General features: G+C 69.6%; 6 protein-coding genes. 2 read left to right on the plus strand and 4 right to left on the minus strand.

All coding sequences use genetic code 11. The features are described from left to right. The coding region (locus tag BRAS3809_RS14715) for an alkene reductase (RefSeq protein ID WP_035656328.1) at positions 1 to 1,013 on the minus strand (1,013 nt) is incomplete at its 3' end. Positions 1,014 to 1,113: 100 nt separating this feature from the next. On the opposite strand from BRAS3809_RS14715, the gene BRAS3809_RS14720 reads away from it, so the two are divergent. Beyond that, a complete protein-coding gene (locus BRAS3809_RS14720) occupies positions 1,114 to 1,503 on the plus strand; it encodes a winged helix-turn-helix domain-containing protein (RefSeq protein ID WP_008962906.1) in 390 nt (129 codons plus the stop codon). 147 nt (positions 1,504 to 1,650) lie between these two features. Further along, positions 1,651 to 2,496 (plus strand): SDR family NAD(P)-dependent oxidoreductase, encoded by an 846-nt coding sequence (locus BRAS3809_RS14725; protein WP_008962907.1) that lies wholly within the window; start codon positions 1,651 to 1,653, stop codon positions 2,494 to 2,496. A gap of 12 nt (positions 2,497 to 2,508) precedes the next feature. On the opposite strand, the gene BRAS3809_RS14730 is transcribed toward BRAS3809_RS14725, so the two are convergent. The 3 genes from BRAS3809_RS14730 to BRAS3809_RS14740 form a co-directional block, all read right to left on the minus strand. Continuing rightward, positions 2,509 to 3,705: a hypothetical protein gene (locus tag BRAS3809_RS14730; protein WP_008962908.1), complete on the minus strand. Its 1,197-nt coding sequence runs from the start codon at positions 3,703 to 3,705 to the stop codon at positions 2,509 to 2,511. Further along, positions 3,705 to 4,709: a hypothetical protein gene (locus BRAS3809_RS14735; protein WP_008962909.1), complete on the minus strand. Its 1,005-nt coding sequence runs from the start codon at positions 4,707 to 4,709 to the stop codon at positions 3,705 to 3,707. The genes BRAS3809_RS14730 and BRAS3809_RS14735 overlap by 1 nt, the downstream gene beginning before the upstream one ends. A gap of 488 nt (positions 4,710 to 5,197) precedes the next feature. Beyond that, on the minus strand, positions 5,198 to 5,429 hold a 232-nt coding region (locus BRAS3809_RS14740; protein ID WP_035656330.1), incomplete at its 5' end, for a YiaA/YiaB family inner membrane protein.

The raw sequence follows: 5,429 nt of genomic DNA on the forward strand, positions 1-5,429 counted from the left end.
GCGGGCAGGTCCGGATTGCTGATGAAGTAGCGGCCGAAGGCGATGGCGTCCGCATGCCCCGCCTGGATCGCGGCCTCCGCCGGCTCGCCGGTGAAGCCGCCGGCGCCGATCAGCACGCCCTTCCAGACCGGCCGGAACAGGGCGATCGCCGACGGCACGTTCTGCCAGTTGACGTCGGCGCGGCCGGCGCCGGAGGAGCGCGGCTCGATCAGGTGCAAATAGGCGATGCCGAGCTTGTTGAGCGCCTCGATCGCGTGCGTATACAGCGGCATCGGATCGGCCTCGCCGGAGCCGTTGGCGATACCGTAAGGCGACAGCCGAACGCCGACCTTGCCGGCGCCGCAGGCCGCGATCACGGCCTCCATCACCTCGAGCAGGAAGCGGCAGCGGTTCTCGATCGAGCCGCCGTAGCGGTCGGTGCGCTGATTGCTGCGGGTCTGCAGGAACTGCTCGATCAGATAGCCGTTCGCGCCGTGCACCTCGACGCCGTCGAAGCCCGCCTTCATCGCATTGCGCGCGGCCTGGCCATAGGCGGCGACGAGCGCCGGGATCTCGTCGGTCTCGAGCGCACGCGGCGTCTCGTAGGCCGCGCCCTTGCCATCGGCCGTCATCGCCTTGAGATCGTCGGGAATCGCGATCGCCGACGGCGCCACCGGCAGCGCACCGCCCGGCTGGAACGAGGAATGCGACACGCGGCCGACGTGCCAGAGCTGCAGGAAAATGAGTCCACCCTTGGCGTGGACGGCGTCGACCACTTGCTTCCAGCCTTCGACCTGCGCCTCGCTGTAGATGCCGGGCACGTTCGGACTGCCGGTGCCGGTCGGCAGCACCGGCGAGGCCTCGGCGATGATCAGGCCGCCCGGCGTCGCGCGCTGCGCATAGTATTCCACGTTGAGCTTGCGCGGCGCGAGCGTGTCCCTGGCGGCGCGCATGCGCGTCAGCGGCGCCATCACGACGCGATGCTTGAGATGGTAAGGACCGATCGTGAGCGGCGAAAACAGCGCAGGCAGCATTTCTCCCCCTGAGGACGTTGTGATTGTCGATTGGGATCATCTTGTTCGCAAAACATGATGGTGGCAATGTCCGCCCCACGTCACTCCGAGCAGACCCTCCATGCCGAAAGCGAACGCCCTGCCCTCCCTCAGCCTGCGCATCGATCTCGATGACGGCAGCCGGATCGGGCCGGGCAAGATCGCGCTGCTGGAGAACATCGAGAGGCACGGCTCGATCTCGGCCGCGGGGCGCGCCATGGACATGTCCTACAAGCGCGCCTGGGACCTCGTCGACGAGATCAACCGGGTGTGCCGGCAGCCCGCGGTGGCGCGGCAGACCGGCGGCCGCAATGGCGGCGGCGCGGCGCTGACCCCGTTCGGCGCGCAACTGGTCGAACGTTACCGCCGCATCGAGCGCGACGCGGCGCATGCGGTGAAGAAGGATCTCGCCGCGCTGCGCAGCGACATCGAGAAGCCGAAGAAGCCGCGCGGCGCCAAGGCCGCGTCGTAACGCGACGGACGCAGGCGCGACAGCAACCGGACCGGGGCGTGCTGCGTTGCAGCCACGACAACCTGTCATGTCCTGGAGCGATGATCTTGCGGCCGCGCCAGGACGTCATAGACAGATGTCGTCAACGTCCTGCCGGAGAACCTGCCCGTGTCGCACCCTGCCCTGTCCCCTGATCGCACTGCCGTCATCACCGGAGGCGCCTCCGGCATCGGCCTCGCCGCCGCCCTGCGCTTCGCCGAACGCGGCCTGAACGTCTGCATCGCCGATGTCGACGAGGCGCGGCTGCGCGAGGCCGCCGCCAGGGCCAGCGCCGCCGCGACGCGCGGCGAGGCCGCGGTGATGAACGCCAAGGTGGACGTCAGCGACCGCGACAGCGTGGTCGCCCTGGAAGCGGCGGTGCGCCGGCGCTTCGGCGCGGTCGACGTGCTGATGAACAATGCCGGCATCCAGCCGGGCAGCACGATGCTCGCCGACGCCAACTGGCAGCGGATCCTCGGCGTCAATCTGTGGGGCATCATCCACGGCTCGCAGGTGTTCGCGCCCGCCATGATCGCGCAAGGGCGGCCGGCGCTGATCATCAACACCGGCTCCAAGCAGGGCATCACCACGCCGCCGGGCGATCCCGCCTACAACGTCTCCAAGGCCGGCGTGAAGGCGTTCACCGAGGCGCTGCAGCACGAATTGCGCAACACCAGGGATTGCCAGGTGACGGCGCACCTGTTCATCCCCGGCTTCGTGTTCACGCCGCTGACCGCCAATGGCCGCGTCGAGAAGCCGGCCGCCGCGTGGACGCCGGAACAGACCGTGGACTTCATGCTGGAGCGCGTCTCGGCCGGCGATTTCTACGTACTGTGCCCCGACAATGATGTGCCGCGTTCGCTCGACGAGCGGCGGATCCTGTGGGCGGCCGGCGACATCGTCGAGAACCGGCCGCCGCTGTCGCGCTGGCATGCGGACTATGCGGAGGCGTTCGCGGCATTCGTCAAGCGGTGATCCTCGCCCCGGTCACGGCGTCTCGGGCGCCTGCACCAGCAGGCGCCTGACCAGCGCGAGCGCGGTCTCGGTGGCCGGATCGGCGGCGATGACGGACACGGCGAGGATGATGAGATCGACGGGTTCATGCGACAGCACGATGACATGCGTGGCGTGACGCGCGGCCATCAGCGCCACCATGCGCTCGACCGCCGGATCTGTCGCCGCCTGCCCCCACGGCGCATCGGCCCGCCGCAGCACGCGGCGTGAGGCGAGGAAATCGCGCAGCAGCGGCGGGTCATACGCGGCGAGCGAGGCCTCGCGATAACGGCGCGCGCTCTCGAAGATCGGCTGGCGCGTCAGTTCGGCGATCAGTTCGTCGCGGGTGGCGGCACCCGAGGCGCCGATCGAATCCAGCACGCCGGGCTCGCGTGCCTCGAGCACGGCGCGCAGCGCATCGCCCAGCAGGCCGATGGTGAGCACGCCGGCCATCGCCACCGCGCAGAAGCGCAGCAATTGCGCCGCGTCGACATCCGCAGACAGCGCCGCCGCGGCGGCGCCGAGCAGGGCCGCGCCCGACATCCGCAGCAGCGTCAACCACACGCCCTGGCGCTGCGCCTCGGCGCCGGCGCCCGCGATCAGGATCGCGGTCACCGCGAGCAGCGCGCCGAGCGCGCCGAGCCGCACCGGCATGTCCGGCGCCAGCACGCGGAAATCGGTGATGATGAAGGGAATGACGATCAGCGCGCCGAACGCGACGCGATCGATGGCGCGGTTCTCCCAGGCGAGCAGGCTGCCGCGATCGCGGCGCAGCAGCAGCAGCGCGCACACGGCAAAGCCCGCGAGCTGGAACGCCGACAGCACGGCGGTGTGCTCGTTTTCGAGCTCTACCGGACCGAGCGCGCCGGCCAGCGCCAGCACGAGGCCGCCGAGCAGCGCGGCAAGCTTCAGCCTGCGGTCGGCGTGCCGGCGCAGCAGGCCTTCGGTGACGAGCAGCGCGCCGAGCGGGATCAGCGCCGCGGGGATCAGCGAGACGCGGTCGAGCGCCGCGTTGCCGGTCCACCAGGCGATGCCGCGCAGCAGGAACAGCGCCGCGACCAGCGCCAGCAGGGTGACCAGCCGCGCCGTCAGCGGCCCCCGGGGATCGCGCCGGTGCAGCATCGCGGCGGCGACCGCGAGGCCGATGGCGCCGCAGAGATTGACGACGGAATCGGCGACCACGCCCGGCATCATGGCGCGGCCTCGCCGGACGGCTGCCGCGGCCGCAAGGTGCCGAAGGGTCTGCTGTCGTCGAGCCAGTGCACGAGCGGCAGGATCATCCGCTGCAGCGCCAGCACCGCCGAGGTCGCGAGCAGCGCCGGCAGCGAGCCGGAGGGAATCTCGCGCAGCAGATAGCGGCGGGCCGCGGCGAGATCGATGCGGCCGAGCTGCAGCAGATCGTCGCCCCGCTGATAGTCCAGCTCGCGCGCGCAAAAACCGTTGTAGATCTCGTCGCGATGCTTGGGCGCCTCCTCGAACGCCTTCTTCAGCGCATCGGAGCCGCCGGTATAGGCATTGGTGATGACGAAGCGCTGCTCGTCGAAGCCGGCCTCGTCGCCGACGCCGAACACGGCGCGATGCCCCCGCATGATGCCGCGCGCGAGCTCCAGATGGGTGAAGCTTTGCCGCGCGCCGGGCTGCGGCGACGGATAGACGTCGGAGAACGTCTCGCACACCATGCCGGCCACCGCCGGCACCTGGGTGACGTTGGAGATCCATTTCGGCCGCAGGCCGTCGCGGATGAACAGCAGCAGCGTGGTGAGGCCGTAGAGCACGCCGGACAGGCCTTTGCCGCGCGCGTCGGGATCGACCATCACCAGGCCGAGATGGATGACCTGCTGCGTCTCGCCGTCGCACGCGACCTGCATGACCGCGAGCGCATTGAAGGCGATCGGCCGGCCGCTCGCCGCGTCGGACACCAGCGTGATGATGGCGCGGGCCAGCGCCTCGCGCTGGCCGGAGAAGATGCCGTAGGTGAGATCGCCGGCCGGCAGCGTCTTGCCGGCGACGCTGCGGAGATCGGCCACCAGCGCGGCCAGCGCGGCATCATCGAGCGTCGTGCCCGGGCTTTCGACGATGCGCGTGCGCAGCTCCGCATGGGTGCGCAGCGACAGGTCCATCGCCTCCTGGCCCAGCGCGGTGAGCCAGAAGCCGAGATTGTCCCTGATGCGCCTGGCGGCTGCGACGACGTTCATTCCCCTCATCCGCCCGGCCTATTAGCATGCGGCTCGGTCGCAGAGACATATGCCGCCGCTGGCGTTAATGCGTGACCACGTCCGGCGACGAAGTCGCAGTCACGGTAAACGCGCGTTGAAGGACGGCGAGCGGCAGCCTCCACCGCCTGCGATCAAGGACTTCATGGTTCTCGACCTCTTCTCCTGTCGTTCGCCGCAGACATCAGACCCTCACCCTGAGGAGACCGCCTTCCAGGCGGTCGTCTCGAAGGGCGAGGCCACCAGCGGGACCTCATGGTTCGAGACGCGCCGCGAACGAGGATCTTGCCTTGTCCGACCAGATCGGCGCGGCGCTCCTCACCATGAGGGTCTGGCACCCAACGGGGTCCTGCACATCGACCATGAACACGCCGAGAGGCGTGTTCATGGAGAGGGTCAAGAGCCGAGCGCGGCGCCGTCCGCCGGACCATGAACACGCCGGGAGCGTGTTCATGGATGGAGTTCATCGCTCACGCGGCCTTCGAGACTTCCATCAGCAGGCGCTCGGCGCGGGCGTCCTCGATGCGGTTGACGAGCTTGCTGCTCTCGTGACGGTCGCGCAGCGTCTTGGTCAGGGTGACGCAGGTCTGCACCAGCATGACGATGCCCATCGTCAGATAGCCCTTCATCCACAGATCGATCGGCATGAAGAACACGCCGAGCGCGACGAGGAAGGCAGAGGCGGCGAACGAGACGTAGGCG

Origin of the sequence: Bradyrhizobium sp. STM 3809 (assembly GCF_000239795.1) — a bacterium.
Lineage (GTDB): Bacteria > Pseudomonadota > Alphaproteobacteria > Rhizobiales > Xanthobacteraceae > Bradyrhizobium.